The organism is Streptomyces flavalbus, assembly GCF_042674625.1.
In the GTDB taxonomy this organism is placed as follows: domain Bacteria; phylum Actinomycetota; class Actinomycetes; order Streptomycetales; family Streptomycetaceae; genus Streptomyces; species Streptomyces flavalbus.
This window is the reverse complement of sequence record NZ_JBHTEB010000001.1, coordinates 4316213-4342772: the sequence shown is the minus strand read 5'-3', so window position 1 is coordinate 4342772 and position 26560 is coordinate 4316213. Positions and strand designations below refer to the sequence as shown.

The following is a 26560-nucleotide window of genomic DNA, read 5'->3' as shown; positions in this document are numbered from 1 at the left end:
TCAGGTACTACCAGGCCAACTGCGCTATCTCCTCCGCCACCACCGCGCACGCGTCCGCCGCGGGGTCGATCAGCGGGAAGTGGCCGACGTCCTCCAGCAGCGTCAGGCCGACGACCTCGCCCGCCTTCGCCGCCGCGTCCGCGTAGGACTCGCTGACGGCGGGTGGCACCACCACGTCCGTGCGGCCCTGGACGAGGGTGGTGGCGATGCCGGTGGGCAGGAGCAGCGCCGGGTCGGCGTACGGGCGGCGGGCCTCGAACTCCGTACCCGGACCCAGCAGTTGGCCCGCCGCGCCGCCGCAGACCGCGAGCTTCTCCGCCACCTCCAGGTCCGCGATCGGGGCCAGCGCGACGACCCCGCGCAGGGGTGCGGGCCGGTCGGTGCGCCAGGGGGCGTCGGCGGGCAGCAGGTGCCGGGCCGCCGCCCACAGGGCGAGGTGCCCGCCCGCGGAGTGCCCGGTGAGGACCGTACGGCGCGGGTCGGCGCCCGGTACCGCCTGCCGGGCCAGCGCGGGCAACGCGTCCAGCGCGGCGGCGACGTCGTCGAACGTCTCCGGCCACCGCCCGGCGGCGCCGTCCTCCGTACCGCCGCGCCGGTACTCCACGGTGGCCACCGCGAACCCCCGTCGCGCCAGGAAGTCCGCGAACGGCGTGACGTGCCGCCGGTCGTACGCCGCCCGCCAGGCGCCGCCGTGCAGGACGACGACCAGCGGCACGACGGCGCCCTCGGGGACGCCGCCGCGCGGGAGGTAGAAGTCCACCACCTGGTCCGGATGGTCGCCGTACGCCGCCGTACCGTCCGGGTCGACGGGCGCGTGTGCGAACGCCGACGCCTCCTCCGCGGCGGCGGCGTCTCTGGCGGCGTCGGCGTCAGGCATGGTCAACCTCTTAGCGGTACGGCGGAATTCGGCGGTTGGCCGGGACGGTATCAGCCCGCCGCCACCACCTCCGCCAGCACCCGGGCCGCCCGCTCCACCTCCGCGAAGCTCACGTACAGCGGGGTGAACCCGAACCGCAGGACGTCCGGGTGCCGGAAGTCCCCGACGACCCCCCGCTCGATGAGCCGCCCCATCACCGCACCCGCGTCCGCGCAGCGCAGCGCGATCTGACTGCCGCGCTCCGCGTGCGCCACCGGCGTCACGCACTCCACGCGCCCGGCGGGGACGTACTCCGCCACGCACTCCAGGAAGAAGTCGGTGAGGGCGAGGGACTTGGCGCGTACGGCGTCCACGGAGACCCCGTCCCAGACGTCGAGGGCCGCCTCCAGGGCCAGCATGGACAGGATGTCCGGCGTGCCCACGCGCCCCCGCGCCGCACCCGAGGTGGGCTCGTAGTCGCCGCGCATCCCGAAGGGCTCGGCGTGCGAGTTCCAGCCGGGCAGGGGGGAGTCGAAGCGGTCCTGGTGCTCGCGGCGGACGTACAGGTACGCCGGGGCGCCCGGACCGCCGTTGAGGTACTTGTACGTGCAGCCAACCGCGAGGTCCACGCCGTGCTCGTCGAGCCCGACCGGCAGCGCGCCCGCGCTGTGGCACAGGTCCCACACCGACACCGCGCCCGCCGCCCGCACCGCGGCGGTGAGGGAGGGCAGGTCGTGCAGGCGTCCGGTGCGGTAGTCGACGTGGTTGAGCAGCACGGCGGCGGTACGGTCGCCCAGCGCGTCCGGCACCTCGGCGGGCTGCACCGGGCGCAGCGTACGGCCGGTCATGCGGGCGGCGGACTCGGCGATGTAGCCGTCCGTGGGGAAGGTGGTGGCGTCGACGAGGATCTCGTCCCGCTCCTGACCCGCGAGGCGTACGGCGCCCACGACCGCCTTGAACACGTTCACGCTCGTCGAGTCGCCGACGACGATCTGCCCGGCCGCCGCCCCCACCAGCGGGGCGATCCGGTCACCGATCCGCTCGGGCGCGGTCCACCAGCCGCTCTCGGTCCAGGACCGGATGCGCAGCTCGCCCCACTGCCGCCGCACGGCGTCGTCGACGCGGGCGGGGACGGCGGCGGGCAGGGCACCCAGCGAGTTGCCGTCCAAGTAGACCACGTCGTCGAGGACGAAGCGGGAGCGGCACGCGGCCAGGTCGTCCCCGGCGTCCAGCTTCTCCGCCCTCAGCATCTGCTCAGACATACGACCGTGCCGTCCACAGCTCGGGGAAGACGTTCTTCCGGGCCCGCTTCTCCAACCACGCCACCCCGGCCGAGCCGCCCGTGCCGGGCTTGGCGCCCATCGCGCGGCGCGTCGCCACCAAGTGGTCGTTGCGCCAGCGCCACACCAGCTCCGCGACGTCGGACAGCGCCTCGCCCAGACGGGCCAGCTCGTCGGCCGGGTCGCCGGAGTACACCGCCGCCCAGGCCGCCTCCACGGCGTCCGACGGCTCGTAGCGCTGGGAGACGTCGCGCCGCAGCACCGAGTCCGGGATCGCGTACCCGCGCCGGGCGAGCAGCCGCAGCACCTCGTCGTAGAGGCTCGGCTCGTGCAGCGCCTTCTCCAGCTCCGCGTGGGCGCGCGGGGCGCCGCGGTGCGGGACGAGCATCGACGCGGACTTCTCACCGAGCAGGAACTCCAGCCGCCGGTACATCGCGGACTGGAAGCCGGAGCCCTCGCCGAGGGCGGACCGGTAGGAGTTGAACTGCTGCGGGGTGAGCTGGCCGAGCGGCTTCCAGGAGGCGTTCAGCGCCTCCAGCTCCCGTACGGACCGCTTCAGCGCGGCCACCGCCACCGGTACCCGGTCCTCGCGCAACGCGTCCGCCGCCGTCTGCCACTCGTGGACGATGACGGTGAACCACAGCTCCATCACCTGGGTCGTGACCAGGAAGACCATCTCTCCGGGATCGTCGGAGAGGGTGTGCTGGAGGTGGGTGAGCACGTCCGCCTTGACGTAGTCCTCGTACGGCGTCGTGCCCTGGAAATCGAGATGCGGGGTCTCGGGCTCGTGCGCCTGCTGAGCCTCATGGGACATCGCTGTCTCCTGCTGTGTACTCCGGGTAGCGGTCCGCCCCTGCCGATTCCGGCACGGGGGCCCCGGTCCCCACCAGCATCCTGCGGGGTGGGCCCGGCCGCCGCAAGGCCCGTCTGATCACACCGGACGGGCCGGGGCCCGCCGGGTCAGCCCAGGGTCTGGGCGGCCGTCGCGGAGGAGTCCTTCAGGAACTGGGTGCAGCGCTCGTACTCCTCCTGCTCCCCGATCGCGCCCGCGGCGCGGGCCAGGGCGTGCAGGGCGCGCAGGAAGCCGCGGTTCGGCTCGTGCTCCCACGGCACCGGGCCGTGGCCCTTCCAGCCGCTGCGGCGCAGGGCGTCCAGACCGCGGTGGTAGCCGGTACGGGCGTAGGCGTACGACTCCACGACGCTGCCCCGCTCGAACGCCTCGTCCGCCAACTGGGCCCAGGCCAGCGAGGAGGTCGGGTACTTCGCGGCGACCTCGGCGGGCGCGGCACCGCTCGCGAGCAGCTCGCGCGGCTCGGGGTCGTCGGGGAGGTGGGTCGGGGGCGGGCCCCCGAGGAGGTTCTCGTGAATCGTCATGTCCCCAGTCTGCTGCATCCCGTGGGGGCGGGCGGGCCCCCGGTACGCACGTCCCGGGGTCGGGCGGCGCCGCGCACCCGCCGCTCACAGTCGCCCGCCCCGCCGCCCCTCCAACGGTGGCACCGCCACCGAGCCGTGCGTGTGGCACTCGGGGCGGGCGCAGCCCGGGGGCGGGCGGCGTACCGTCGCGAAGGCGAGGGCCGAGCCCGCCGCCAGGACGGCCGCGCAGATCAGCATCGCCCGGCCGAACGCGGCGTCGAAGGCGGCCGGTGAGCGGTACGCGTCCGGCCCCATCCCGGCGAGCAGCGGCAGCGCCGCCACCGCGACCAGGCCCGCCGCCCGTGCCGCCGCGTTGTTGATGCCGCTGGCCAGCCCGGCGCGCCCGGTGTCCACCGAGGCCAGCACGGTCGCGGTGAGCGGCGCGACCAGCGTCACCATGCCGGTGCCAAGCACCAGGACGGCGGGCAGCACGTCCGCCACGTACGACGCGTCCCCACCGACCCGCAGCATCAGCAGCAGGCCCGCCGCGCACAGCAGCGGGCCCACCGTCAGCGGCACGCGCGGGCCGATCCGGTCGCTCAGCTCGCCCGACCGCGCGGAGAACAGCAGCATCAGCAGCGTCGCGGGCAGCAGCGCCGTCCCCGCGCGGAGCGCCGAGTAGCCGGAGACGACCTGCAACTGCACCACGCCGAGGAAGAAGAACCCGCCGAACGCCGCGTACACGCACAGCGTGACCAGGTTGACCGCCGTGAACTGCCGGGAGGCGAAGATCTCCGGCGGCAGCATCGGGTCCGGACGCCGCCGCTCCACCACGACGAACGCGACCCCGGCCGCCAGCCCCAGCACCGCCGCGCCCACCACGACCGCCCCCGGCTCGCCCTCCCCGGCCTCGATCAGGGCGTACGTCACCAGCGCGAGCGCCACCGCGCCGAGCGCCGCGCCCAGCACGTCGAACCGGCCGTGCGCCTTCCGGCCGTCCCCCGACTCGGGCACGTGCCGCAGCGCCACCGGCACGCACACCAGCGCCAGCGGCACGTTCAGCAGGAACACCCACCGCCAGCCGGGACCGTCCACCAGCCAGCCGCCCAGGAACGGCCCCACCGCCGCCCCGATGCCGCCGAACCCGGACCACAGGCCCACCGCCCGCCCCCGGTCGTCGGGGTGGAACGACGCCTGGATCAGCGCCAGCGACCCGGGCGTCAGCAGCGCCCCGCCCACACCCTGGAGCGCCCGCGCCGCGATCAGCACGCCCGCGTTCGGCGCGATCCCGCACAACAGCGACGCCACCGCGAACCACACCACCCCCACCACGAACACCCGGCGCCGCCCGTACCGGTCCCCGAGCGCGCCGCCCAGCAGGATCAGCCCGGCCAGCGTCAGCATGTACGCGTTGACGGTCCACTGGAGCGCCGCGAGGTCGGTGTCCAGGTCGCGGCCGATGCGCGGCAGGGCGACGTTGACGACGGTCGAGTCCAGCAGGGCCATGCTGGAGCCGAGCACCGTGGTGAACAGGACCCACTTGCCTTGCGGTGACGCCAGCCGCACATCGGAGGACATGCCCCACATATACAACGAGCCCGGCGCCGTGGCGCCGGGCTCGTCGGGCTCGTGGGGAAAGCCGTGCCGACTACTTCAGCTTCGTACCGGCCGACCGCAGGCTCTGGCACGCCTCGACGACGCGCGCCGCCATGCCCGCCTCGGCCAGCTTGCCCCAGGTCCGCGGGTCGTACGTCTTCTTGGAGCCGACCTCGCCGTCGACCTTCAGGACGCCGTCGTAGTTGCGGAACATGTGGTCCGCGACGGGGCGCGTGAAGGCGTACTGCGTGTCGGTGTCGAGGTTCATCTTCACCACGCCGTTCTCCAGCGCGGTGGCGATCTCCTCCGGCGTGGAGCCGGAACCGCCGTGGAAGACGAAGTCGAAGACCTTGTCACCGGCGGGGCGGCCGTACTTCGCGGCGACGCCCTCGTTCAGTTCCTTGAGCAGCTCGGGACGGAGGACGACGTTGCCCGGCTTGTACACGCCGTGCACGTTGCCGAAGGACGCGGCCAGCAGGTAGCGGCCCTTCTCGCCCAGGCCGAGGGCCTCGGCCGTGCGCAGCGCGTCGTCGACGGTCGTGTACAGCTCGTCGTTGATCTCGTGGCTGACGCCGTCCTCCTCACCGCCGGTGGGGGTGATCTCCACCTCCAGGATGATCTTGGCGGCGGCGGCGCGGGCGAGCAGTTCCTGGCCGATGGCCAGGTTGTCGGCGAGGGTCTCCGCGGAGCCGTCCCACATGTGGGACTGGAACAGCGGGTTCTCGCCGCGGGCGACGCGCTCCTCGGAGACGGCGAGCAGCGGACGGACGTACCCGTCGAGCTTGTCCTTGGGGCAGTGGTCGGTGTGCAGGGCGACCGTCACGTCGTACTTCCTGGCGACGACGTGCGCGAACTCGGCGAGGGCCACGGCGCCCGTCACCATGTCCTTGTTGTGCTGGCCGCCCAGGAACTCGGCGCCACCGGTCGAGATCTGGACGATGCCGTCGCTCTCGGCCTCGGCGAAGCCACGCAGCGCCGCGTGCAGGGTCTGGGTCGAGGTGACGTTGATGGCCGGGTAGGCGAACTTGCCTGCCTTCGCCCGGTCGAGCATCTCGTTGTAGACCTCGGGGGTTGCGATGGGCATCTGTCCGCTCCTTGTATGTGCGGGTTGGCGTACTGCGTGATTCGGCCCTGACCTAGACCTTGAGGGTGACGTCGTCGTCGCCCTCATCTTTCCAGACGGGTCCGCCTCCCGGACAACCGGAAGCTCAGTCCAGACCCAGCTCGTCCTTGGAGAAGGCGTACAGGTACGGCACCCCCGCGCCCTCCTGGATCTTCTCCGCGGCGCCGGTCGCCCGGTCGACGATGGTCGCGACGGCGACGACCTCCGCCCCGGCCTCCCGCACCGCCTCCACGGCGGCGAGCGGGGAGCCGCCGGTCGTCGAGGTGTCCTCGACGACGAGCACCCGCCGCCCGGCGATGTCCGGACCCTCGACCCGGCGCTGCAACCCGTGCGCCTTGGCGGCCTTGCGGACCACGAACGCGTCGAGCCGCCGCCCGCGCCCGGCGGCGGCGTGCAGCATGGCCGCGGCGACCGGGTCGGCGCCCATGGTCAGCCCGCCCACCGCGTCGAACTCCAGCCCGTCGGTGAGGTCGAGGAGCACCTGCCCCACCAGCGGGGCGGCCTGACCGTCGAGGGTGACGCGGCGCAGGTCCACGTAGTAGTCGGCCTCGATGCCCGACGACAGGGTCACCTTGCCGTGCACCACGGCCTTGTCCTTGATCTGCTGAAGCAGCGCAGCACGCACGTCCGTCATGCCTGCCAGCTTAAGGGGACCTTCTGCCGGTCAGAGCCGCCGCCAGCGCCAGGTCGTCGTCGCCTCCAGCGGCTCCAGCGGCGTCACGAGGCGGGGCGCGGTGTTCAGCCCGTTGGGCGGTCCGGTCTGCGGCTCCACGCAGACGGCGGCGTCCTGCTCGTCGTAGACGACGACCCACTGCTCGGGGCTGGTCACCCTCACCTCAAGCTGTCCCGGCCAGGTGAGCGTGACGTCGACGCCGTCGGGCATCCCGAAGCAGTCGTCCCAGGGGCCGGGCTTGGGGTCGATGCGGCGGCCGGTGGGCAGGTGGTCGTCGCCGCGCTCCTCCTGCCACTGCGCGGCGAAGCCGATCTCCACCGACGCCCCGCCGATCTCCCGGTTGAACCACGGGTGCCAGCCGATCTGCGCCGGGAAGGAGGACGCGTACGTCTCCACGGCCATGGTCAGCGTCAGCGCGTCCGGCGCCAGCGCGAACACCTGGGTGACCCGGCCCGAGTAGGGCCACGGCTGGCCGAGGTCGTACGTCAGGACCGCCTCGTCGCCGGTGTGCCGGGCGAGGGTCCAGGCGCCGTCGCGGGCGGTGCCGTGGATGGCGTGGGGCGGGGCGTTGAGCGGCATCTGGTGCGTGGTCGCGCCGTCCCTGAACCGCCCGTCGCGAATCCGGCCGCACCAGGGGACCATCGGGAAGCACCCGAACCGCTCCCCCTGCCGCAGCAGCTCCACACCGCCGACGCGGACCCCTCCGACCCGGCCGCCGTTCGCCACCCGCACGGTCGCTTCCGCGTCTCCCGCGGTCAACGTGATCTCTTCGTCACTCACGGGACGACCCTACTGTCCCGCTCCGACGGCCCCTTCGGGATCGCGTCACCGCCGCTTGCGCAGCACCCGGCCGACGACGATCGACGCCAGCACGACCGCCGCGGCGGGGGCGGCCCAGCGCAGGGCGGCGCCGCCGGGGCTGCTGGGCTGCGGGGCGGGGACGGGGGCGTAGCGGCCCCGGGGCGGGGCGTGGTCGACCTCTTCCGCGCTGCGCCCGATCATCGTGCGCCGGGCGTGGGCGGCTTCGGCGGGGGGTTCGGTGTCGGCGTCGGTGGGCGGCTCGTCCGGTTCGTCGTCGGGTTCGTCGTCGGGTTCGTCGTCCGGTTCGTCGTCCGGTTCCAGGGACGAGGGCGGCACCTCCGCCTCGTACAGGGACCCGGTCCGCTCCGCGGGCGGCACCGCCGCGTCGTCGGCGTCCGGGGCGGCCTCGAAGTCGCCGGACGCGGATGGCTCGAAGTCCTCGGTGGCTACGGACCCGACGGGCTCGGCGGAGTCGGCGGGCTCGGCCGGTTCGACGGATTCGACGGACCCGGCGGCCGCCGTGCTCTCTGCGGCCTCGGTGCCGAGGTGTTCCGCGAACCGGTTGAGGAGCCGGGTCACGGCGGTGTGGACGGGGCCCTCGGACAGTTCGGTGACCCGCCCGTCCGCGTCGGCGGTCCCGGTGACGGCGAGGACGGCGCCGCCCTCGGCCGACCGCACCCTGAGGGTCAGCTCGACCTTGACCGAGCCGCTGCCGCGGGCCTCGCTGGCGTCACCCTCGACGGCGTACGCGCCGTCCTCCCGCGGGGTGATCCGCAGGGCGCCGCGGTAGGTGATGCTGGTCGAGCCGATCCGCACCTTCAGGCGCCCGGCGACGGGCTCGGCGCCCGCCTCCTGCTGGAGCCCGGGAACGGCCCGCGCCACCCGCGCGGGGTCGGCCAGCGCCTCCCGCAACCGCTCGGCCGGAACCGGAACGAAGACCTCATGCTCCATGTCGACGGAGCCTACCCAGCGGGGGCGAATTTACGCCGGAAGCGCCGGAGCGGGACGGCGCCCGACCCTCACCTCGTGTACCGCGGGTGCACCAGCGTCGAGGCCGCCAGCCCCGGCACCCGGGTCCGCACCGCCGCCCGCGCGTCCCCCGTCAGCATCTCCTGGGTGAGGGTGCCCAGTCGCGGGGCGCCCGGCAGCCGTAGCGGTGGGCGGTCGTCGCGGCCCGCGAGGAGGAAACCCCAGTCGTGTCCCACGGGCGACGGGCTGGCGGTGCGGTCGGGTCCGGCGCCGAACCCGGTGACGTCGCCGCCGACCCGGTAGGGGGCGGGGCGCAGCCCGGCGGCGCGCAGGGTCGCCTCGACGGTCCAGAAGACGCGGGGGCGCGTCCGCACGGGCCCGGCGTGCACGGCGAGCCGCCCGCCGTCGGTGAGGACCTGCCGGGTGAGGCCGTAAAACTCCTGTGAGTACAGCTTGGCGCTGGCGGTGATGCCGGGGTCCGGCAGGTCGGAGATGACCACGTCGTACGAGGCGGTGGGCGCCCGGCGCAGCCAGTGGAAGGCGTCGCCGGTGGAGACGCGCACGCGCGGGTCGGCGTAGACGTGCCCGTTGAGCGCGGCGAGCGCCGGGTCCTGGCGGGCGAGCCGGACGACGGCCGGGTCCAGGTCGACGATGTGCACGCGGCGCACGCCGGGGTGGCGCAGCACCTCGCGGGCGGCGAGCCCGTCGCCGCCGCCGAGGACGAGCACGCGCGCGTGCGGGCCGTTCATCGCGGGGTGGACGAGGGCCTCGTGGTAGCGCCGCTCGTCGCGCCCGCTGATCCGCAGCCGTCCGTCGAGGAAGAGGTCGAGGGGGCGGCCGTGGGTGCCGCCGGTGAGGACGATCTCCTGCACGTCGCTCTGGAGGGCGACGCGGACGCCCTTGCCGTAGACCGCCTGCCGGGCGGCGCGTTCGAAGTCGTCAACGAGTACGGCGGTGGCGGCGAGGACGCCGAGCACGGCGACGTTGGCGACCATCAGCAGCCAGCGGGCGCGGCGGGTGAGGTCGCCGCGGAACAGGCCGAGCACGAGGGCGCCGCCCGCGACGACGTTGACCGCGCCGGTGAGCAGCGCGCCGGTCAACTGGCCCAGGAACGGCAGCAGGAGGAAGGGGAAGGCGAGGCCGCCGACGAGCGCGCCGACGTAGTCCGCGGCGAACAGGTCGGCCACCGCGCGGCCCGCGTCCTGCCGCCGGATGCGCTGGATCAGCTCCATCAGCAGCGGGACCTCGGCGCCGATCAGCAGACCTATCGCGAGCGAGAACGCGACCAGCAGACAGCGCGGGCCGTACCCCCACACGCCGCCCCAGTCGCCGGTCCAGGCGAACACGGCGTACAGGGCGAGCGCGCTGCACCCACCGACGAGGGCGAGCACGACCTCGACGGCGCCGAACCCGGCGGCGGCGTGGCGGCGCAGCCGTTTGGCGGCGAGCGAGCCGACGCCCATGGCGAAGACCATCACGGAGAGGATGACGGACGCCTGGGTGACCGAGTCGCCGATCAGGTACGAGGCGAGGGCGACCAGTTCGAGTTCGTAGACGAGTCCGCAGGCCGCGCAGACGAAGACGCACGCGAGGACCAGGAGCCGTCCGGTGTCCGGCCGGACGGGGAGCCGCGCGGGGCCACGCCAGGACGGCGGGGCTGCGGGGCGTGACGGCGCGTGCGGGTCGATCACAACAGGGACGTTACGTCACGGATGTGCAGCGGCTCGTCACCCACACGTGTGGAGACGCACGTTCTAGTGGGGTGGGGCGTTTCAGACGGCGGACGGGTCGAGCCGCCCCGGTCCGGCGTCCGCGGACGGTCTCGCCGCCGCCGTCGTGTGCCGCACGCCCACCCTCGTCCGGGTCGCCACCAACTGCCCGTCCTGCGGGTAGGCGTGCCAGGTGCGCCAGTGCACCTGGCCCTCGTGGCGCTGGGCGAGCATCGCGGTGAAGGCGTGCGGGCTGCCGGGGAAGACCCCGGCGAGGCCGTGCGGGTGGTCGGAGACGAGGGCGAGCAACTCCTGGGCGCGGCCCGCGAAGGAGCCCGGGGAGAGGACCTCGACGCGCGCGGCGAACTCGTACTCCCAGTCCCCGACGCGCTTGGCGACGCCGAGCGGCAGCGGGGTGCTGCTGCCGGGGATGCAGGCGACCGTCTCCGAGCAGTGCACCTCGCCCTCCTCCAGGAGGACCTGGTGGGACGCGCCGAGCAGCCGCAACTGGAGTCTGGCGCCGGTCAGTTCGAGGTCGAGGGTGGCGAGGGCGGGCAGCGGCTCACGGCCCAGTGCCCAGGCGAGGTCGGCCGCGCGCGTATCGGTATAGGAGGTGGTGAGGGTCGTGAGCATGGATCGGCTCCGCTGGCACGCAAAGATAAGGCGGTGTGGGATGTCGGAGTACCCGGTCGGCGCCGGTGTACCCCGGTCACCGGGGAGATGGCCCGGTCAGCCCGGACAGCCGGGACAGCCCGCTCAGGAGTCATGAATGTGTCCGAGGGACGTCCACGGGCTGCGTTGGCGTTTTAGAGGGAATCATGAACTGTGGCGTCGCCACAGCGTTTTTACCCAACTTCGTGGGGTTTCCATCCCACCGAGGGCTCCACAGCTCATCAGTTCAACTCCGGCGCACGACTGTCCGGTTGGAGTGCGCGCCGGGGCGCTCCACGACGACGGGGCGCCCGCCGGTCGGAGTGAACCGGCGGGCGCCCGTACGGTGGTGGTCCCCCGTGACGACAGGTGTCAGCTACCGCCCCCACAACCGCCCCCACCCCCGCAGGACGACCCTCCCCCGCAGGACGATCCCCCGCCGCCCCCACAGGAACTGCCGCCCCCCGAGTCCCCGCCGCCGCTCCCGAAGTCGACCCACCAGCTCGCCTGGTGGCCGGAGCCGCCGGAACCGCCCCGCCCCCCGGACCGGGCCCGCACCGGCCGCCGCCGCGAGAACACCGCGAACACCCCGGTGACCAGCAGCGCCAGCGCCAGCACGGTCATCACCCCGACCACGACACCACCCGCACCGACAGCGATCATGCCGCCCCCACTTCCTGAGTCCCCCGAAGCGGCCCCCCGTGGGCGCCTCGTACGTTGTGCCCGGGGGATGCCCGGCCCGCCGTCGGCCCAAAGCACAGTTGAGGAACCTCAGAGGGTTCTCTCATCGCAATGGCTCCTGACCTGCACAAAAGGAAGTCCAGGGGCCGACTGTAGGCAAGTGGGCCGCCTCTGGGCCGTGAGCTTCTCGGCCGGGCAGCGATCCCAGGCGAAGGACCGTGCAAAGACAACTGAAACCGCCACCCTCCGCCACCCTTCGCAAGACTTCCCGCCACCCTGGCAGCGCACTGACCTGCGTGAATGGTGAGCACCAGAAAAATTCGCATGGACTTCGCCACGGACCGCCAGACCTTTGCGCCACCCCCTGACCTGCAATAACGCGCATCGGCAAAGGTAATTGCAGGTGGGGCGGCTGTAGTATCGAGGCCATATCAAGAGCAACCGCCATGGGCTCTTGGATGACCGCTGTGCGTCAACGTCTGGCCCAAGACTCCCGCGTGAATCACGAGTGCCTGGCTCCGGATGTGCCCGGAGCCAGACCTCGCGCGCGGGGAACGTGAGCCCGGCCGACTAGGGTCCGTCTTCAAACGGATCTTGCCCAGAGTAGGAGCGATGCGAGGGTGACCGCCGCTTCGTAGGAGGTGGCGGTCTTGTCGTATCGGGTGGCGATGCCGCGGAAGCCCTTGAGCCGGTTGAAGCAGCGCTCGATCACGTTGCGCCGCCGGTAGGTCTCCCGGTCGAACCCTGGCGGTCGGCCGCCTTGGCAACCGCGCCTCAGCCGGTGCCGTCGCTGGTCGGTTTTCTCCGGAATGGTGTGCGCAATGCCGCGTTTTCGCAGGTAGGCGCGGAAGCTGCGGGAGCTGTAAGCCTTGTCTGCGATGACCTGGTCGGGCCTGCACCGAGGCCGGCCCAGGCCGGTGCGGGGAACACGGATCCGTTCCAGCAGAGGGCGTGCACAGACACTGTCGTGGCGTTGGCCGGGCGTCACCAGGATCGCGAGCGGGCGGCCCTTGCCGTCGCAGGCGAGGTGGACTTTGGTGGTCAGTCCGCCGCGGGATCGGCCGAGGGCGTGATCGTCCGGTTCGTCCTGCTGGTGCCGCCCCCTTTTCGGCCCGTGGCGGCGGCGTGCTGGTGAGCGCGGACGATGGTGGAGTCGATCTGGACCAGCCAGTCGATGTCGCCGGCCGCGTCCGCCTGGGCCTGGATCTGCTGCAGAGCCCGGGTGAACACCCCGTCCAGGGCGTAGCGGCGGAAGCGGGTGTAGACGGTCTTCCACGGCCCGTAGCGTTCCGGCAGGTCACGCCAGGAGATCCCGGTGCGGATCTTGTAGACCATCCCGTTGATGACCTGCCGGTCCTCCACTCGAGGCCGCCCCGTCGCGGCCCGGGGTATCAGCGGAACGAGCAACTCCCACTCCCGGTCGGTGAGTTCATGACGACGTACCACAACACCATGATCTACCACCCAGATGATCTTTGAAGACAGCCCCTAGATCCCGGCCGGGCTCACTCAGCCCTTCCGTATCGGCCGGAGCACCCGGCACCTCACTGGGTCAGTGAAGGAACCGCTCAGCGCATCCCGCGATGGCAGTGACCGCTCCGAGAATCACCACCGCCAACTCCAGCCAGTCCCTCTTCGGGCGTTGGCGGCGCTTCCTCTGCTTGGGTCGCCCCATCGTGCCAGCTCCTGTCTCTCGTTACCTCCAACTAGAGCGCGGGAGCGCCGTAGTTGGCCCCCGGCCGCGTCGAGCCAGGGAGTCGTGCGGAGACAAGTGCCGTTCTCGCAACCTACCTGGGGTGAGGGTGGCGGGCGACTATTCGCCATGGTTCGCCAGGGCTCGCCAGATGCTCTGCCACTGCCTTGGACAACTTGACTACGACTTGCTGAGCTGCGCGATGAGCCGTATCAAGAACCGTTGAGACCACGCTGGAACACGGAATCGATGGCACGCCGGGCCCGCTCGCGGCTGTCGGGCATCAGGTGGGCGTACACCCGCAGCGTCAACGCCGGATCGGCGTGCCCCATGTACTCGCTGACAGCCTTGATATTCTCGCCCGCGTCCAACAACGCAGAGGCGTAGAAGTGCCTCAGGGCGTGCATACCGTGCTCGCGGGCCGACTCGTACTTACCATCCTCATCCGCTTCCGGGATGAGCCCAGCGACCGCCAGGGCAGGCTTCCACTCCTTGCCGTTGAAGTTGCTGCGCCACACCATGCCCCCTTGTTCAGCCGTGAAGATCAGCCGGGCGGACACCTTCGGGCCCTCCGGCACGTCCCACGGCAACGTGATCTCAACGGGCTTGAAGGCGTCCATGTGGGCCCGGAGCGCTTCCGCCACGGAGTTGGGTAACGGCACGTCCCGCGTCTTGCCGCCCTTGGGCAGAGCGAACACCGGGTGCCCTTCCACTTGCTTGATCTGCCGGACCACGTGGAGCGTGCGCCCGTCGGCGTCGATGGCGTCCTCAGCGAGCCCGAACACCTCGCCCTGGCGCAGGCCGCATCCGGCCCCGACGTCGACCATTGCCCGATACCGCTCCAGAAGAGCCGCCCGAACGGCAGACACCTGAGCGGGCACCCACGGGACCACCGGACGCGGATCGGGCTTGGGGCGCCGGACGCTCCGCGCACCGCACGGGTTGCGCGACAACAGCCCGTCATCGACAGCGGCGGACAGGACCGACTGAACATCCGCGAAGATGTTCCGGGCGTAGGACGGGCCGACACCGGGCTTCGCTTCCAGGACGGCAACGAACTCCCGGATGTGCTCCGGACGGAACGTCCCGATCGGCCGGGAACCGAGCACCGGGTAGGCGTGCAGCCGCAGCCGCCGACCGAGTTCCTTCCGGGTCATCACGCTGGGCGTCTTGGTGTCCAACCACTTCTCGGCGTACTGCCGGAACGTGATCTGCATGGACTTGGGGTCGGTGTACTGCCCCCGCGTCATGTCCGTCTCGATGGCGCTGAGCCACTTCTCAGCGAGCCGCTTCTTGCCGTCGGGGAAGCTCTTGGACTTCTCGGTGCCGTCGGGGCCGACGTAGCGGGCCCGGTAGCGGAGACCCTTGCCGTAACGGTCGGTCTTGACGCGGGTGGTCTTGCCGTTGGCGCCGGTATCGGTCTTGTACCAGCGGTCTTGGATGTGGCCAGCCATGAGGGGCTGTGTCCCTTCTCGGTAGCAGGGCGCGGCGGGGCTGGTTGGGTCCCGTCGGGCCGGTTTTGGGGTGTGCTGGGCCTGGCCCGCTACTTGCTACGGGCCTGATCACTGGGGGTTTGGACTGCTAGCGGGGGTGCTACCGGTAGCGGGTGGGGCTGCTACCGGTAGCAGCGCTGCGGCGGGTCTCAGGGAGGCTGAGGCAGGGGGTGTTGGGTGCCGTTCTGAGGGGGGTTTCGTGGGTGCTGGGGGTGTGCCTCCCTGCGTCCCTGAGAGGCCATTTGCGCTGATCAGGTAGAGGGAGGTGGGTCAGGGAGCCGGTCAGGGAGTTCTCCCTGTCTCCCTGGCCCGGCGGGCGGCGCCTCCCTGCCGTTCACGGTGTCCGCCGGGCCCGGCGGGGGAGGCACCAGCAGGGGTGCCGAAAGGCTTCCCGAGGGGGTTTTCCGGGTGCTTCCGGGGGCGCCTCCCCGCCTCCCCGAAGTGCTGTTTGCGCTGATCGGCGCGGGGGATGCGGGCCGGGGAGACGGTTGGGGAGTTCTCCCCGCCTCCCCGGCCCGGCGGGTGGTGCCTCCCTCGCCGGGCCGGGCCGGTTGGCGTGACGAAACCCGTGCCAGCTACGCCCGGTTTCGTCACGTCCCGGGGCCCGGGGTCGGACGGTTCAGGCCGCGTCGTCGAGGGCGGTACGTTCGGCCTCCCACGCCCTCACTGCGGCCGGGTTGAAGCGGAGGTAGCGGCCGACGCGGAAGCCGGGCGGGCCGATGCGCTTGCGGCGCCACTGGTAGACGGTCTCGACGCTGGGGAGGCTGAACATGGTGACCAGGTCCTCGGGGGTGAGGTAGCGGTCCGGGAGGCCCCCGCGCAGGATGGCGCGCGGGTCGGTGGGCTCTTCGGTGGCCATGGCGGTGGTGACTCCTCGTGTCCGTCGGGCGGTGCGTGGGAGTGGTGCCGGTTGCCGTCCTAGAGAGTTGGTGTATTTCAGCGTCCGCAGCGCCCCAGCGTCCGCACGCCCGCGTTCTCGCAGGTCAGCGGGAGTGTGGGGTGTGGACGCTAGTGCGGACGCTGTGGACGCTGGACGGCTGTAGCGTCCGCAACGCTGGACGTGTCCGGGCCGCTGGTGTGCGGCCCGGCCCGGCGGGACCTCCGGTGACGTCAGGTCTGGTCAGGCTCGGTTCTGCCGCGCCCCGGTGGGGCCACCTCCGGCCAGAGCGGGCCCTGTTCGGGTGCGGACGCTGCCCCGTCGTCGTCGGGTGCGCGGGAGAGAGTGAGGAGTCGGTGGCGGTGCCGGTCGCGGCTACGCTGCGTGTCGTCCACCATGATTCCGATGGACCGCAGCAGCGGGGCGAGCCGCTTGACGCGTCCGCTCGCGCGGGTGGCGTCCTTGGGCCAGTTCGGCGGCCGGATCAACGGTGCGGGCAGCGCTTCGAGCAACTGGCCCGCGGTGCCCTGCCAGATGCCCGCCTGTTCGACCAGGTGGGCAATGGCCATGGCGAACGGGTCGCCTTCCATCGCGTCCGTGGCGACGTTCGCTGAGGTGGCCAGGTAGTCCTCCAGAGTGTTCCAGCCCTGCGTCTGGTCCACAGCGGCGAGAACGCGGGCGAAGTCGGCCATGCGCGGCATGGACTCCAGCCGCACCGAGGGCAGCACCGCGAGCACGCACGCCAACACATCGAACAGGGCCCCGAGCACGGCCGGGCGGACCGCTTCAAAGGTGGCGTCCAACTCCTCTTCGGAGCGTCGCCGGTCGGAGTCGATGAGCTGCAAGTCGAGCATGAGCACCCGTTCGGCCAAGTCCCCAGCGAGAGCTCCCGCGTCAATGGTGGTCAGGGCCAGCACCCGTTTGAAGGTGAGGACGACCACGTCGTCGTCGGTGTAGAGGGCGCGGTCGACCACTCCGTCCCCGGTCACGGCCTTGCACAGGGTGTCCGACAGCCACGGCGGTATCGTGGAGATGTTGTCCAGGCACAGCGCCCATGAGCTGAACGCCTGCCGCGACCACGCCTTTTCGTCGCGCGGCTGACTGCGCTTGGCGGCCGGGGACGGATCAATGAGGTTGATGAACATCTGCGCGGCCTTGGACTTCCCGGTGCCCTGCTCTCCCTTGCACACCACGGCCGGGTGCGGGATGTCGGGAATCCAGGCCGCAACGAGCCACGCCACAAGCTGATGAAACGCCGACTCATCCATGTTCAGCAGGGCGTGGAGCTTGGCCAGCCCGTCCCCGTCCAGGACCGGTTCCGGCATCGGGGCCATGGCCCCGGAACGGCGGAACAGCACCGGGGCCCGGTCCACCACGTTCCACCCGGTCCCGCTGACCACGACCGCGCGCCCGTCGGCGCCACCGAGGTCGACCACGATCGCACCGGACGGAGCGCGCCCCACCCGTAGGTGGACCGGTTCGGGGTCGGTGTCCTCAGCGATGCCTTCCAGCACGGTCATGGCGTCCGCGAGCGCGGACTGTGAGGCCACCTCGCCGGGGTAGGCGTCCGCGAACTGGCGAGCCAGCCGCTGACGCAGCCCGCCCTTGTTCCGCAGCGGCAGCGCGATGTTCGGCCCGTCCAAGGCGACCGCGTAGGGGCGTCCGTCGGGCGACATGACGAACCGGTACTGCTCACGCGCCATGGCCACGATCCGGGCGGCGGCAGGCGGCTGCTTACCACCTCCGTCGGCGCCGTGGTCCCGTCGGCGCGCAGCCGACCGGGCCGGGCCGGTCGTCGCCCGACTCCCGCCCGATCCGGCCGGACCGTTCACGGAGTCGGTCGACTCGTTCACGGTGGGGTTCACCGTGTTCACGGGATCGACCGTGGCGTTCACGGACCCGTTGACGGTGTTCACGGGTCGGGTCGATCCGTTCACGCGACCGTTCAGGGCGCTCACGCGAACACCACCTCCCCGGCCGGGCCCGCGCACGCCCGCGCCGGACGGGGTGCGCGCAGGCAGTCGGGCCGCACGATCGAAGTGGACACCAGGGCGTGACACGGGGTGTGACGCGACTCGTCACGCAGGTCAGGGGTCGACTCTTCGCCGGTCGGGTCGACCGACCGGACCGGCGACCACGCGCCCGTGAACGCGGACCGGTTGGCGTAGGCGAGTCGGGCCAGCAACGGCCACACGGTCGGGTCGACCACCGGCCGACCCGGGTCGACCCACGCCAACAGGAACAGCGCGATCGAGAGCGGGAACCGGTCGGCCTTGGCGCCGTTGCAGTCGACGCAGGCCAGCATGAGCGAGGTCACCGACCACGACCGCCACAGCGAGCACGGCGCCACGTGGTCCAAGGTCGCCTCACGCAGGTCCGCGAACGGGCAGCGGCAGTAGGCGCAGCGCTGCCCGTGGCGGCGGGCAAGCTGTTCCTTGCGCACGCGCCGCCGCGCAGAGTTGAGCGGGTGCCCGCGCCTCATGCCGCCCGTCCCAGGGGACCCACGGTGTTGGGGATGGTCCACGTGATCGGCTGACCGGTCAGCCGGGCCCGCAGCTCGGCCACAGCCGCGCGGTGGATCTTCCCGACCTGGATCACGGACAGGTTCATGACGCGCGCGATCTGCTCTCGCGAGAGGTCGTCGAAGATGGTGAGGGCGATCACCTGTCGCTGCCGGTCCGGCATGGTGGCCAGCACGCGGTTCAGGTCGATCGTGAGCCGAACGGACTCCTCCGGACGCGAGTGGTCGTCGCGCGCGGCCATGTCGGCGGTGAGGTCGTCGTAGCCCTCCGGCGTCGTCTCGCGCCAGCTCCGGGAGCTCTGCCGGTACAGACCCAGCGTCCACCGCGCCTGCTGCGCGACGAACCCGTACAGCTTGTCTTCCGACTTGCTCGGGTTGATCTTGTGCAGCGTCTTGCCGAGCTCGATCCACGTGTCCTGCGCCAGGTCGCGGGCCAACTCGCGGTCATGGACGCGGTTCCAGATGAACTTGACGGTCCAGTCGAAGTAGCGGGCGTACAGCCGCTCCCAGCGCTCCGAGTCGATCGGCGGGATGCTCCGGTCCGGCAGACCGAGTTCCGGAGCGGTCTTGCCGTAGACGGCCGTCAGGACCTCCGCGTACCGGGCCTGCGGAACGCTCTCACCGCGCTCCCACTTGCCGATGTGCACCAAAAGAGTGCGGTCCTGCGGCGGCATCTTGGCGTCCTGCGCCTTGGCCTCCACACGCATCCGGTGGATCACCTCAGCCACGTCCCACCCGCGCTCCATACGCGCCGCGTACAGGGCGGTGTACTGCTGAGTGGGCTGTTCCGTGACAGTTCCAGGCATGATGGATGTACCCCTTCGAGGGTCGGGGAGCGGCTGACTGCTTGGCGGTAGGGAGCCGCTCCCTGCTTCTCCTGGCCTTGACCAGGACTTCTCGTGCTCAGCGCACGCCAGATAGACGGTCTCGATCGACCAGTCCCACCGGCAGGCACATCCCTAAGGTTCCCTAGGGCACCCTAGGGTGTCGAGGGGTACAGTAGGGATGGCGTCCACTGAGACAAGGGAGCTACCGAGATGCCGGATCAGGCCGACAATCGAGCGCCGTACGCGCAGATTGCAGCCCACTACACGGAACTGATCACGTCCGGGGAACTAGCACCGGGCTCCCTCCTGCCGAGTATCAAAAACCTCGCGCAGGACTGGAAAGTCAGTACCGCGACTGCCGAAAAAGCGCTTCGCAAGCTCCGCACTGAAGGGCTCGTCAGAGGGATTCACGGCATCGGGACAGAGGTGTTGGATCGCCCTTCTCCGATGTCTTCCGGATCTCAGCGGCAGGATCGAGGCCGACGCAGCGGGTCCAGTTGGGGGTCCGGCGAAAGGTCCGATTCCCATCAGGCCACTGTGTTGTCAGCACCCGCAGACGTGGCGCGAGCCTTGGACATTGATCCGGGCTCGGACGTAATCAGGCGGCGCCGGGTGTACCGCGACAGGCACGGGATCGTCGCGCATTCCACATCATGGATTCCCGTACGGTACGGAAGATTGATCCCCGAGTTGATGAAAAGCGAGCGTTTGACTGGCGGGACCTCGCTACAGCTCATCGCGCAAGCCACGGGGCGACCGATTACTCATCGGATCGACACGGCTTCGGCGCGTCTTCTCTCTGCAGAAGACGCAGAACTTCTAGAGTTGGACCCTGCAAATCCGCCGAGGCAACCAGTAGTCGTGATGACCGCAAAGTTCATCGACAGCGAGAGCAACGTCGTGGAGTACGGCGTTGACCTTGGCGGCCCTGGTCGCACTTGGAGCACCGAATCGGAAGTAGCCCAGTGACGGGGGTTAACGACACCTCCCGGCCGTTCTGCGTGCTGATGGCAGGGCTTCCAGGTTCAGGTAAGACGACGCTTTCCCGAGCACTTACGGCGCGAGGATTCGTCAGGCTTTGTCCCGATGAAGAGATGTTCCGCCGACATGGCGTATACGGCGTTGACTTCCCCCGTGGTGTCTTTCCGACCCTCGAACGCCCCGTTCTCGAAGAGATCTCTGAACAACTCCGAGAGCACATCCGTGCCGGGAATGACGTGGTAGTTGACCACGGTTTCTGGACGCCAGACGACCGTGATCGTTGGCGCTCTATCGCTACCGAGGCAGGCGCCAACACGATGCTTGTCTATCTAGAGGCAAGTCACGAAGAACTCTGGGCCCGCGTGAGTGCAAGAAATGTGCGGCATCAAGACGACCCCAATTCAATCTACTTCTCAGAAAGCGACCTGCTGCGCTACCGGAGGCGATTCGTACCACCGGAACCGGGAGAGCTGCATATCGTGTACGACGGTAACCCCGATTCCGTATTCAAAGCGCTGGACGAAGCCGCTGAGTAGACACTCAAAGGTGCGGCCTTTGGCCGCACGACCTCTAGCAGCTCGCTGCGCTCGCGCGCGACGACGCTTGGGAGCTCCAGCAGAGCGTCGCGCGCTTCCGGTAGGTCGCGACTTAACCGAAGAGACCACCGACACTTCGGAGGGCTGGTGGTCTCTTCGGCATTCCGAGACGTTCAGTTGCGGCACGAGCAAGAAGAGCACCCGGCGGCGCGTGCTCTTCTTGCTCGCACACGGCGTTCAGAGTCCGCAGCGTCCGCAACCCTGCCCCCCCTAAGAGCCGCCCTGACCAGCGAAGAGAGGCTCTTAGTAACGGAGCGCACCCGGACGCTGCGGACACTAGCGGACGCTAAACAGTTTGTTTAGCGTCCACAGCAACAGTGCAGGTCAGAGGGGGACAGCGATGCCCGGCGGACTCTGCGGACGCTGTCTTCCCTCAACTCTCTAGTAAGAGAAGGAAGGCTCTTCAGAAGGGGGCGTCACGGTACGGGCGGCGCCTCCCCCTCCTGAAGAGCCTTGGTGAGCGGCACGGAACGGAAGCGGCCCGGCGGTGTGCGCCCACGCCTACCGCCTGCCTCCTGGAAGGCGTACAGGGGGCCTTCCAAGGGAGGCGGTGCTCAACCCCCGCCGACAGCTCCCGCGCGAGCGCAGCGAGCCGCCAAGGGACGCGCGGCCATAGGCCGCTCCCTCTCGCCCCTTCCCGCGGGCATCGAGGCGTCACGGCCCCTGGTGTGATGGGGCGTGACGGGCCGCTGTTCGGGTGCGTCACACGTGCGTTTGCCTAGGGGTTTGGGTGTGACGCGACCATCACACTTCGGCACTGTGACGGGTCCGCTCCAAGGGCTACGGAGGAAGTGTCAGGAGGTGTCAGGGGCCCGGGGCCCGTATCCCGCGCTTAGGGCTCGCCCCCAACGGGCGTCGGCGCGCGAGCGCCAGCGAGCCACTAGCAGTCGCGCGGCCGAAGGCCGCACCTTGCTGCTCTTCCCGATAGCGACCCGGCCGGGCCTCACAGAGCCCTCCGACGAGGCAATGCCGGGGTCTGCCCAGCCGGGCCGCTATCCGCTAACGTGCTGGTCACCAGGGGTTTCAGCCGCTAGCGGTGCCGCTAGCGTTAGCACCTCTTGCCGCTATCGCTAGCGGCAGATCGGGACCCGTGGCCGGGCCGTCCGTGGGCCGTCCGAGGGCGACCAACGACGACAGACAACGACAGTTGCCGACAACTCAACCCCTGCTCAGAGCTGGTTTGGTGGGTTCCTTCTCAGGTGCCCATCCCCGAAGGTGAGTTGAGGAACTCCAGAGCTTGGGCGCAGGATGGCCGCCATGACGTCCACCACGCGCCCCTTCCTCAACCGACGACTGGCCGAGTTCGGGACGACGATCTTCGCGGAGATGTCCGCGCTGGCGTCGCGCACCGGGTCGATCAACCTGGGCCAGGGCTTCCCCGACACGGACGGCCCCGAGGAGATCAGGGAGGCGGCGGTCCGGGCGCTGCGCGACGGCCGCGGCAACCAGTACCCGCCGGGCCCTGGCGTCCCCGAGCTGCGGACGGCCGTCGCCGCGCACCAGGAGCGGCGCTACGGGCTGTCGTACGACCCCGACACGGAGGTACTGGTCACCGCGGGCGCGACGGAGGCGATCGCGGCGTCGCTGCTGGGGCTGCTTGAGCCGGGGGACGAGGTGGTCGCCCTGGAGCCGTACTACGACTCCTACGCGGCCTGTATCGCCATGGCGGGCGGCAGGCGCGTGCCGGTGACGCTGCGCCCGCACGAGGGGGCGTTCCGGCTGGACCTGGACGAGCTGCGGGCCGCGGTCACCGACCGCACCCGGCTGCTGCTGCTCAACACCCCGCACAACCCGACGGGCACGGTGCTGACGCGGGCGGAGCTGGCGGCGGTGGCGGAGCTGGCGGTGGAGCGGGACCTGCTCGTCGTCACGGACGAGGTCTACGAGCACCTGGTCTTCGACCCGGCCGAGCACATCCCGCTGGCGACGTTCCCGGGGATGCGCGACCGCACGATCACGATCTCCTCAAGCGGGAAGACGTTCTCGTACACGGGTTGGAAGGTCGGCTGGGTGACGGCGGCTCCCGCGCTGGTCACGGCGGTGCGGTCGGCGAAGCAGTACCTGACGTACGTCTCCGCGGGCCCCTTCCAGTACGCCGTGGCCGAGGCGCTGGCCCTTCCCGACAGCTACTTCAGCGCCTTCCGCGCGGACATGCGGGCCAAGCGGGACCTGCTGGCGGACGGTCTGACGGAGGCGGGCTTCGGCGTCTTCCGCCCGTCCGGCACGTACTTCATCACCACCGACATCCGCCCCCTCGGCGAGACGGACGGCTTCGCCTTCTGCCGCACCCTCCCAAAACGCGCGGGCATCGTCGCCATCCCCAACGCGGTCTTCTACGACCACCGGGAGGCGGGGGCCCCGTTCGTACGGTTCGCGTTCTGCAAGCGGGCGGAGGTGCTGACCGAGGCGGCGGGGCGGTTGAAGGCGCTCAGGGGGTGACGCGGTGAGGGGGCGCGCGTGCGCCCCCTCACCGTGGTCACCGTGGCGCTGCGGGGCGCCGGGGCGGTGGTGCTACTCCTCGCCCTCGGGCTTCTCCGACTCGTTGACCTCCTGCTCCAGGCCGAGCTGCTCGACCAGCCAGCGGTCGAACTCGATGGCCGCGCGCACCCAGCTCACCGTCGACGAGACGAAGAACTCCAGGTTCACGCCGGTGCCGACCAGCATCTGGGCCTCGCCGATCAGGCGGACGGTGCCGTCGTCGTGGGTGTGGCTGTAGACCTTCGGCCACAGCGTGCGACGGTTCCAGTCGTCGATCGACTCCAGCAACTGCGGCTTCTCGTCGATCTTGTGGGGGCGGTCGTAGAACGTCCGCACCGAGTAGACCTGCTGGTCACCCTCGCCGCGGAACATGAAGTACGTACGGAACTGCTCCCACGGCGCGGCGAGGTCGCCCTCTTCGTCGACGACGTACTTCAGCTCCATCTGGTCGAGGAGCTGCTTCACAAGGTCCTGATCCGGGACGACGGGGCCCGCCGGTCCTTGGGACTGCGGCTGGGGCTGGCCCCCGAAGTTCGGAATCGAGGACGGGTCGATGGTCACCGTGAATTTCCCTTCGTACGGATTCCGCCATCCTCTCCCAGGAGGGGAGGGGGGTGGCAAGCCCCGACAGGGCCTGTCAGCCTTGGGCTGACATGATCCGGCCGGTTGGGTGCGGGGTGTCCTTCCTGCTCCCCATCGTCGTCGTCTTCCCGGGTCCCGGCTTCTCGGACTCCGGGTACCCGCTCGCCGTCCTACAGGGTCTTGCCGGTCGCCGGGCCCACCAGGAGGCCCTCGCCGAACGTGTCCACGCGGACCGTGTCGCCGTCCTTGATCTCGCCGGAGAGGATCTCCTTGGCGAGTCGGTCGCCGATGGCGGTCTGGACGAGGCGGCGCAGCGGGCGGGCGCCGTACGCCGGGTCCATGCCCTCCGTCGCGAGCCAGGCCAGCGCGTCGGGCGTGACGTCGAGGGTGAGGCGGCGTTCGGCCAGGCGGCGGGCCAGGCGGTCGATCTGGAGGCGGGCGATGCGGCTCAGCTCGTCCTTGGTGAGCGCCGAGAAGACCACCAGGTCGTCCAGGCGGTTGAGGAACTCCGGCTTGAAGGACGTCCGGACGACCTCCAGGACCTGCTCCTTCTTCTCCGTCTCGGTCGTGATCGGGTCGACCAGGAACTGGCTGCCCAGGTTCGACGTCAGCACCAGGATCGTGTTGCGGAAGTCGACCGTGCGCCCCTGCCCGTCGGTGAGGCGGCCGTCGTCCAGGACCTGGAGCAGGATGTCGAAGACCTCCGGGTGCGCCTTCTCCACCTCGTCGAGGAGGACGACGCTGTACGGCCGCCGCCGCACCGCCTCCGTGAGCTGGCCGCCCTCCTCGTAGCCGACGTACCCGGGCGGCGCGCCGACCAGCCGGGCCACGGAGTGCTTCTCGCTGTACTCGCTCATGTCGATGCGGACCATCGCCCGCTCGTCGTCGAAGAGGAAGTCCGCGAGCGCCTTGGCCAGCTCGGTCTTGCCGACACCGGTCGGGCCGAGGAAGAGGAACGACCCGGTGGGGCGGTCGGGGTCGGCGATCCCGGCGCGCGAGCGGCGTACCGCGTCGGAGACCGCCTGTACGGCCTCCCGCTGCCCGATCAGCCGCTTGCCCAGCTCGTCCTCCATGCGCAGCAGCTTCTGCGTCTCGCCCTCCATCAGCCGCCCGGCCGGGATGCCGGTCCAGGAGGCGACGACGTCCGCGATGTCGTCGGCGCCGACCTCCTCCTTGACCATGGTGTCCCGGGCAACTTCCTCCTCGGCCTCGGAGGCGGCCTCCAGGTCCCGCTCCAGGGCGGGGATCTCGCCGTACAGCAGCTTGGACGCGGTGTCGAAGTCGCCGTCGCGCTGGGCGCGTTCGGCCTGCCCGCGCAGGTCGTCGAGCCGCTCCTTCAGCTCACCGACCCGGTTGAGGGACTGCTTCTCCTTCTCCCAGCGGGCGTTGAGGCCGCGCAGCTCCTCCTCCTTGTCGGCGAGGTCGCGGCGCAGCTTCTCCAGCCGCTCCCGCGAGGGCGCGTCGGTCTCCTTGCTGAGCGCCAGCTCCTCCATCCGCAACCGGTCGACGGCACGCTGGAGTTCGTCGATCTCGACGGGCGAGGAGTCGATCTCCATACGGAGCCGGGACGCGGCCTCGTCGACGAGGTCGATGGCCTTGTCGGGGAGGAACCGGGAGGTGATGTACCGGTCGGACAGCGTGGCCGCGGCGACCAGCGCGCTGTCCGCGATCTGCACCTTGTGGTGGGCCTCGTACCGCCCCTTGAGCCCGCGCAGGATCGCGATGGAGTCCTCGACGCTCGGCTCGGCCACCAGCACCTGCTGGAAGCGCCGCTCAAGGGCGGGGTCCTTCTCGATCCGCTCCCGGTACTCGTCGAGGGTCGTCGCGCCGACCATGCGCAGCTCACCGCGCGCGAGCATCGGCTTGAGCATGTTGCCCGCGTCCATGGCGGAGTCCCCGCCAGCCCCGGCGCCGACGACGGTGTGCAGCTCGTCGATGAAGGTGATGACCTGCCCGTCGGAGTCCTTGATCTCCGCGAGGACGGTCTTCAGCCGCTCCTCGAACTCCCCGCGGTACTTGGCCCCGGCGACCATCGCGCCCAGGTCCAGCGCCACCAGCCGCTTGTCCTTCAGCGACTCGGGCACGTCGCCCTTGACGATCCGCTGGGCGAGCCCCTCGACGACGGCGGTCTTGCCGACGCCGGGCTCACCGATGAGCACGGGGTTGTTCTTGGTCCGGCGGCTGAGCACCTGCACGACCCGCCGGATCTCCTGGTCCCGCCCGATGACGGGGTCCAGCTTGCCCTCCCGGGCGGCCTCGGTGAAGTCGGTGCCGAACTTCTCCAGCGCCTTGTACTGCCCCTCGGGGTCGGCGGTGGTGACGCGGCGCGCGCCGCGGGTCTTCTGGAAGGCGGCGAGCAGCTTCCTGTCGGTGGCCCCCTGCTGCTTCAGTACGTCACCGGCGGCGCCGCCCTTCGCGGCGATGCCGATCAGCAGGTGCTCGGTCGACAGGTACTCGTCGCCGAGTTCCTTGGCGCGGGCCTGCGCGTCCGCGATCACGGCGAGCAGCTCGCGGTTGGGCTGCGGCGGCGCGACGGTCGACCCGGTGACGCTGGGCAGCCCGGCGAGGACCTTCTCCGCGCCGGAGCGTACGGCGGCCTGGTCGGCGTCCACGGCGGCGAGCAGGTCGGTGATGTTCTCGTTCTCCTGGCCCTGGAGCAGAGCGAGGAGCAGATGGGCGGGGGTGAGGTCGGGGTGCCCCTCGGTCACGGCCCGGTTCCCGGCCGCGTTGATCGCTTCCCGGCTCCGGTTGGTCAGCTCGGCGTCCACTGTCCCGTTCTCCTCCTTGCGTCAGCGCTCAGTGCCAGGTGTTGCCAGATGG

Annotated in this window: 23 protein-coding genes; 3 read left to right on the top strand and 20 right to left on the bottom strand. The window is 70.9% G+C overall.

Annotation, left to right across the window (positions count from 1 at the left end; genetic code table 11):
• Positions 1-7: 7 nt before the first annotated feature.
• The 18 genes from ACFQZ6_RS19540 to ACFQZ6_RS19455 form a co-directional block, all read right to left on the bottom strand.
• Positions 8-877, bottom strand: a complete 870-nt coding sequence (locus tag ACFQZ6_RS19540) for an alpha/beta hydrolase family protein (RefSeq protein ID WP_381610933.1) — start codon at positions 875-877, stop codon at positions 8-10.
• Positions 878-927: 50 nt separating this feature from the next.
• The gene (gene kynU, locus ACFQZ6_RS19535) at positions 928-2118 is read right to left on the bottom strand and encodes a kynureninase (RefSeq protein ID WP_381610932.1); all 1191 of its coding nucleotides are present in this window, start codon (positions 2116-2118) and stop codon (positions 928-930) included.
• On the bottom strand, positions 2111-2950 hold the full coding sequence (locus ACFQZ6_RS19530) for a tryptophan 2,3-dioxygenase family protein (RefSeq protein WP_381610930.1): 840 nt from the start codon (positions 2948-2950) through the stop codon (positions 2111-2113). The genes kynU and ACFQZ6_RS19530 overlap by 8 nt, the downstream gene beginning before the upstream one ends.
• A gap of 146 nt (positions 2951-3096) precedes the next feature.
• Entirely contained in the window at positions 3097-3510 is a 414-nt protein-coding gene (locus ACFQZ6_RS19525; RefSeq protein ID WP_381610928.1) for a DUF3151 domain-containing protein, read from the bottom strand.
• A gap of 84 nt (positions 3511-3594) precedes the next feature.
• On the bottom strand, positions 3595-5067 hold the full coding sequence (locus tag ACFQZ6_RS19520) for an MFS transporter (protein WP_381610926.1): 1473 nt from the start codon (positions 5065-5067) through the stop codon (positions 3595-3597).
• A 70-nt stretch (positions 5068-5137) separates the two neighbouring features.
• A complete protein-coding gene (gene fbaA, locus ACFQZ6_RS19515; RefSeq protein ID WP_381610925.1) occupies positions 5138-6169 on the bottom strand; it encodes a class II fructose-bisphosphate aldolase in 1032 nt (343 codons plus the stop codon).
• Positions 6170-6293: 124 nt separating this feature from the next.
• Positions 6294-6842, bottom strand: coding sequence for an orotate phosphoribosyltransferase (gene pyrE, locus ACFQZ6_RS19510; protein ID WP_381610923.1), 549 nt, complete (start codon positions 6840-6842; stop codon positions 6294-6296).
• A gap of 30 nt (positions 6843-6872) precedes the next feature.
• Positions 6873-7661, bottom strand: a complete 789-nt coding sequence (locus ACFQZ6_RS19505) for an aldose epimerase family protein (RefSeq protein WP_381610921.1) — start codon at positions 7659-7661, stop codon at positions 6873-6875.
• A gap of 45 nt (positions 7662-7706) precedes the next feature.
• Positions 7707-8633, bottom strand: a complete 927-nt coding sequence (locus ACFQZ6_RS19500; protein ID WP_381610920.1) for an SRPBCC domain-containing protein — start codon at positions 8631-8633, stop codon at positions 7707-7709.
• Positions 8634-8701: 68 nt separating this feature from the next.
• A complete protein-coding gene (locus tag ACFQZ6_RS19495; protein WP_381610918.1) occupies positions 8702-10342 on the bottom strand; it encodes a polyamine aminopropyltransferase in 1641 nt (546 codons plus the stop codon).
• 81 nt (positions 10343-10423) lie between these two features.
• Positions 10424-10993, bottom strand: a complete 570-nt coding sequence (locus tag ACFQZ6_RS19490; RefSeq protein ID WP_381610916.1) for a DUF2617 family protein — start codon at positions 10991-10993, stop codon at positions 10424-10426.
• Positions 10994-11383: 390 nt separating this feature from the next.
• A complete protein-coding gene (locus tag ACFQZ6_RS19485) occupies positions 11384-11674 on the bottom strand; it encodes a hypothetical protein (RefSeq protein ID WP_381610914.1) in 291 nt (96 codons plus the stop codon).
• A gap of 601 nt (positions 11675-12275) precedes the next feature.
• A protein-coding gene (locus tag ACFQZ6_RS19480; RefSeq protein ID WP_381607587.1) for an IS5 family transposase occupies positions 12276-13138 on the bottom strand; the annotation gives its coding sequence in 2 pieces (ribosomal slippage) (positions 12276-12769 and positions 12769-13138; 864 coding nt in all).
• A 459-nt stretch (positions 13139-13597) separates the two neighbouring features.
• On the bottom strand, positions 13598-14839 hold the full coding sequence (locus ACFQZ6_RS19475) for a tyrosine-type recombinase/integrase (RefSeq protein ID WP_381610912.1): 1242 nt from the start codon (positions 14837-14839) through the stop codon (positions 13598-13600).
• 658 nt (positions 14840-15497) lie between these two features.
• Positions 15498-15737: a helix-turn-helix transcriptional regulator gene (locus ACFQZ6_RS19470; RefSeq protein ID WP_381610910.1), complete on the bottom strand. Its 240-nt coding sequence runs from the start codon at positions 15735-15737 to the stop codon at positions 15498-15500.
• Positions 15738-15988: 251 nt separating this feature from the next.
• Positions 15989-17746, bottom strand: a complete 1758-nt coding sequence (locus ACFQZ6_RS19465; RefSeq protein WP_381610908.1) for an ATP-binding protein — start codon at positions 17744-17746, stop codon at positions 15989-15991.
• The gene (locus tag ACFQZ6_RS19460) at positions 17710-18237 is read right to left on the bottom strand and encodes an HNH endonuclease (RefSeq protein ID WP_381610906.1); all 528 of its coding nucleotides are present in this window, start codon (positions 18235-18237) and stop codon (positions 17710-17712) included. The genes ACFQZ6_RS19465 and ACFQZ6_RS19460 overlap by 37 nt, the downstream gene beginning before the upstream one ends.
• Complete coding sequence (locus ACFQZ6_RS19455) at positions 18234-19082, bottom strand: RNA polymerase sigma factor (protein WP_381610904.1); 849 nt, start codon at positions 19080-19082, stop codon at positions 18234-18236. Before ACFQZ6_RS19455 ends, ACFQZ6_RS19460 begins: the two co-directional genes overlap by 4 nt.
• 231 nt (positions 19083-19313) lie before the next feature.
• Here ACFQZ6_RS19455 and ACFQZ6_RS19450 point away from each other — a divergent pair, with 231 nt between their 5' ends.
• The 3 genes from ACFQZ6_RS19450 (at position 19314) to ACFQZ6_RS19440 (ending at position 23119) form a co-directional block, all read left to right on the top strand.
• Positions 19314-20072: a GntR family transcriptional regulator gene (locus ACFQZ6_RS19450; RefSeq protein WP_381610902.1), complete on the top strand. Its 759-nt coding sequence runs from the start codon at positions 19314-19316 to the stop codon at positions 20070-20072.
• Complete coding sequence (locus ACFQZ6_RS19445; RefSeq protein WP_381610900.1) at positions 20069-20620, top strand: AAA family ATPase; 552 nt, start codon at positions 20069-20071, stop codon at positions 20618-20620. The genes ACFQZ6_RS19450 and ACFQZ6_RS19445 overlap by 4 nt, the downstream gene beginning before the upstream one ends.
• Before the next feature lie 1308 nt (positions 20621-21928).
• Positions 21929-23119, top strand: coding sequence for a pyridoxal phosphate-dependent aminotransferase (locus ACFQZ6_RS19440; protein ID WP_381610898.1), 1191 nt, complete (start codon positions 21929-21931; stop codon positions 23117-23119).
• Between the two features lie 72 nt (positions 23120-23191).
• On the opposite strand, the gene ACFQZ6_RS19435 is transcribed toward ACFQZ6_RS19440, so the two are convergent.
• Together ACFQZ6_RS19435 and clpB are read right to left on the bottom strand one after the other, a co-directional pair.
• On the bottom strand, positions 23192-23719 hold the full coding sequence (locus ACFQZ6_RS19435) for a YbjN domain-containing protein (protein WP_360221798.1): 528 nt from the start codon (positions 23717-23719) through the stop codon (positions 23192-23194).
• 191 nt (positions 23720-23910) lie between these two features.
• Positions 23911-26508, bottom strand: a complete 2598-nt coding sequence (gene clpB / locus ACFQZ6_RS19430; protein ID WP_381610896.1) for an ATP-dependent chaperone ClpB — start codon at positions 26506-26508, stop codon at positions 23911-23913.
• Between the last annotated feature and the right edge of the window lie 52 nt (positions 26509-26560).

Excerpts from the sequence above, each read along its gene's own strand:
- ACFQZ6_RS19540 (WP_381610933.1), bottom strand. The coding sequence starts at position 877 with ATGCCTGACGCCGACGCCGCCAGAGACGCCGCCGCCGCGGAGGAGGCG.
- kynU (WP_381610932.1), bottom strand. The coding sequence starts at position 2,118 with ATGTCTGAGCAGATGCTGAGGGCGGAGAAGCTGGACGCCGGGGACGAC.
- ACFQZ6_RS19530 (WP_381610930.1), bottom strand. The coding sequence starts at position 2,950 with ATGTCCCATGAGGCTCAGCAGGCGCACGAGCCCGAGACCCCGCATCTC.
- ACFQZ6_RS19525 (WP_381610928.1), bottom strand. The coding sequence starts at position 3,510 with ATGACGATTCACGAGAACCTCCTCGGGGGCCCGCCCCCGACCCACCTC.
- ACFQZ6_RS19520 (WP_381610926.1), bottom strand. The coding sequence starts at position 5,067 with ATGTCCTCCGATGTGCGGCTGGCGTCACCGCAAGGCAAGTGGGTCCTG.
- fbaA (WP_381610925.1), bottom strand. The coding sequence starts at position 6,169 with ATGCCCATCGCAACCCCCGAGGTCTACAACGAGATGCTCGACCGGGCG.
- pyrE (WP_381610923.1), bottom strand. The coding sequence starts at position 6,842 with ATGACGGACGTGCGTGCTGCGCTGCTTCAGCAGATCAAGGACAAGGCC.
- ACFQZ6_RS19500 (WP_381610920.1), bottom strand. The coding sequence starts at position 8,633 with ATGGAGCATGAGGTCTTCGTTCCGGTTCCGGCCGAGCGGTTGCGGGAG.
- ACFQZ6_RS19490 (WP_381610916.1), bottom strand. The coding sequence starts at position 10,993 with ATGCTCACGACCCTCACCACCTCCTATACCGATACGCGCGCGGCCGAC.
- ACFQZ6_RS19485 (WP_381610914.1), bottom strand. The coding sequence starts at position 11,674 with ATGATCGCTGTCGGTGCGGGTGGTGTCGTGGTCGGGGTGATGACCGTG.
- ACFQZ6_RS19475 (WP_381610912.1), bottom strand. The coding sequence starts at position 14,839 with ATGGCTGGCCACATCCAAGACCGCTGGTACAAGACCGATACCGGCGCC.
- ACFQZ6_RS19470 (WP_381610910.1), bottom strand. The coding sequence starts at position 15,737 with ATGGCCACCGAAGAGCCCACCGACCCGCGCGCCATCCTGCGCGGGGGC.
- ACFQZ6_RS19460 (WP_381610906.1), bottom strand. The coding sequence starts at position 18,237 with ATGAGGCGCGGGCACCCGCTCAACTCTGCGCGGCGGCGCGTGCGCAAG.
- ACFQZ6_RS19455 (WP_381610904.1), bottom strand. The coding sequence starts at position 19,082 with ATGCCTGGAACTGTCACGGAACAGCCCACTCAGCAGTACACCGCCCTG.
- ACFQZ6_RS19450 (WP_381610902.1), top strand. The coding sequence starts at position 19,314 with ATGCCGGATCAGGCCGACAATCGAGCGCCGTACGCGCAGATTGCAGCC.
- ACFQZ6_RS19440 (WP_381610898.1), top strand. The coding sequence starts at position 21,929 with ATGGCCGCCATGACGTCCACCACGCGCCCCTTCCTCAACCGACGACTG.